The organism is Candidatus Binataceae bacterium (assembly GCA_035508495.1).
Classification (GTDB): domain Bacteria; phylum Desulfobacterota; class Binatia; order Binatales; family Binataceae; genus JASHPB01.
Map to the genome: position 1 here is coordinate 1 of DATJMX010000060.1, position 2,392 is coordinate 2,392.

Below are 2,392 nucleotides of genomic sequence, written 5' to 3' on the forward strand. Positions count from 1 at the left end.
GGCTGTAGGTCGGCTTCATCCCGACCACGCCGCAGAACGACGCGGGCTCGCGAATCGATCCGCCGGTGTCGGTGCCGAGGGCGCCGAGGCATTCGCGCGCCGCGACCGCCGCCGCCGATCCTCCCGATGATCCGCCGGCGACGCGCTCGAGGTCGTAGGGATTGAGCGTCGCGCCGAACGCGGAATTCTCCGTTGACGAGCCCATAGCGAACTCGTCCAGGTTCGCCTTGCCGATAAACACGGCGCCGTCGGCGCGCAGCTTCGCGATCGTGGTTGCATCGAAGGGCGAGACGAAATTTTCCAAAATGCGCGAGGCGCAGGTCGTGCGCACGCCCTTCGTATTGTAGATGTCCTTGATTCCGAGCGGGATTCCACACAAGGCCGGAGCGTTGCCCGCCGCGATGCGCCGATCTGCCTCGACGGCCTGCTCGGCCGCTTCCTTTTCGCATACGGTGAGGAACGCGTTGAGCCGCGGATCGACCGCGGCAATTCGCTCGAGGCACGCGCGTGTGAGCTGGAGCGCTGTGATCTCGCGCTTATGGAGCATCGCCGACGCTTCGGCGATCGTGAGCTTGTTAAGTTCGGATGCCATCATTCAGGCTTTCAAGTCCACAGCTTTATTCGATGATCTTGGGAACGCGGAAATAGCCGCGCTCCGCCGAAGGTGCATTGGCGAGCATCGCTTCCGCGTCTGATGGACAGGTAACTGCGTCCTCGCGGCGGGGAGTGCCCGCTTCTCCGACCTGCGCCGTTGGAGGCACACTCTCGGTGTCGAGCTCGTTGAGCTTATCGACGTACGCCAGCATCTGGCCGAGATCCGCGAGCAGGCGCTCCTGCTCGACGTCGCTGAGTTTGAGCCGCGCGAGGCGTGCGACATGCTGCACCATCTCAAGTGTGATCCTGGTTTCGGCCATTGTTATCTCTTTTGTCGGCGCTGGAGCGCGAACTTGGAATCGTAACATCCCGCGCGGCGCGTGTCAGGAAGGTTGGCCGCGTCGGCACAGGCTTTCATCGTGCGCGGCAGCGATATTCAATATGCGAGTTAGCTCGTCATAGCCATATCGCGAGCTGGGGGGCGGCTTGGCTAAGATAAGGCGTCGCGAATCGATCGGCGCGAAAGTATCGCGATGGCTGGTGCGGCTCGGTGCTGCCGTTCCGCTGGGGCAACGCGGAGAGCGTGCCGCCGAGCGGCATCTCAAGCGCTGCGGCTATCGGATCGTTGCGCGGAATTTTCGCGCCGCTGGCGCCGAAATCGATCTGATCGCGATGGAAGGCGAGACTCTCGTATTCGTCGAGGTGAAGACGCGCAGCGGCGACGGCGCGGGCGCTCCGGTCGATGCGGTCGATCGGCGCAAGCAGGAACGGATGCGCCGCGCGGCCGAAGTATTTGCCGCTCGCAACCGTGCGGGAGATCGCCTGATGAGATTCGACGTGGTCGCGATCACAAGCGGCGGCGGCGACCTGAAGCTTGACCTATTGAAGGACGCGTTTTGAGGAAATGCTCGATATCAAGTTGATTCGCGAACAGACCGACTTCGTCAAGGCGGAACTGGGCAAGGCCGGCGTCGAGCCGCAGGAAATCGATAGTCTGCTGGAACTCGACGCGCGCCGGCGCAAGCTGCAGTTCGAGCTCGACGAGATGCGCGCGCGCCGCACGCGCGAATCGAAGGAGTTGGGCAAGGCCAGTCCCGAGGAGCGCGATAAGAAGCGCGCCGAGATGCGCGAGCTGGGCGACCGGATCGGCGTGGGCGAAAAGGAACTCGGCGAACTCGAGCAGACGCTCGCGACCCAGATGCTGGGGATCAGAAATATTCCACGGCCCTATGTCGTCGTAGGCGCGAGCGAGGCCGACAATCGCGTGCTTCGCGGCGAGGGCAAGCCGCAGGAGTTCACGTCGTTCAAGCCGCTGCCGCATTGGGAGATCGGCGAGAAGCTCGGGATTATCGACTTCGATCGCGGCGTTAAGCTCTCCGGCACACGCTTCTACGTGATGAGCGGGCTCGGCGCGCGAATGCAGCGTGCGCTTATCACCTGGATGCTCGATGTCAAGATCAAGGAGCAGGGCTACCGCGAAATCATGCCGCCGCTGATGGTGAACACGGCGACGGTCACGAGCACGGGGCATTATCCGAAAAACCAAGACACAATGTATCGCGATATCGAGGAGGACTACTGGTGGGTGCCGACCGCCGAGGTGCCGCTGACGAGCCTTTATCGTGACGAGATCCTCGATGAAGCGCGGCTCCCTATCTATATGGCGGCGTACACGCCCTGTTTTCGGCGTGAGAAGATGTCGGCAGGGCGCGACGTCAGGGGCATCAAGCGGGGCCATCAATTCGACAAGGTCGAGATGGTCAAGGTGGTGCGGCCGGAAACCTCCGACGACGAATTC

General features: G+C 62.8%; 4 protein-coding genes. 2 read left to right on the forward strand and 2 right to left on the reverse strand.

Annotated elements, in window-relative coordinates; translation table 11 throughout:
* Together VMA09_18820 and gatC are read right to left on the reverse strand one after the other, a co-directional pair.
* On the reverse strand, window positions 1-592 hold a 592-nt coding region (locus tag VMA09_18820; protein ID HUA35671.1), incomplete at its 3' end, for an amidase.
* 25 nt (window positions 593-617) lie between these two features.
* On the reverse strand, window positions 618-914 hold the full coding sequence (gene gatC / locus VMA09_18825) for an Asp-tRNA(Asn)/Glu-tRNA(Gln) amidotransferase subunit GatC (protein ID HUA35672.1): 297 nt from the start codon (window positions 912-914) through the stop codon (window positions 618-620).
* Between the two features lie 166 nt (window positions 915-1,080).
* Here gatC and VMA09_18830 point away from each other — a divergent pair, with 166 nt between their 5' ends.
* Both VMA09_18830 and VMA09_18835 read left to right on the forward strand, forming a co-directional pair.
* Window positions 1,081-1,494 carry a YraN family protein gene (locus tag VMA09_18830; GenBank protein HUA35673.1) on the forward strand — a complete coding sequence of 138 codons (414 nt, stop codon included), beginning with the start codon at window positions 1,081-1,083 and terminating at the stop codon, window positions 1,492-1,494.
* Between the two features lie 4 nt (window positions 1,495-1,498).
* The coding region (locus VMA09_18835; GenBank protein ID HUA35674.1) for an aminoacyl--tRNA ligase-related protein at window positions 1,499-2,392 on the forward strand (894 nt) is incomplete at its 3' end.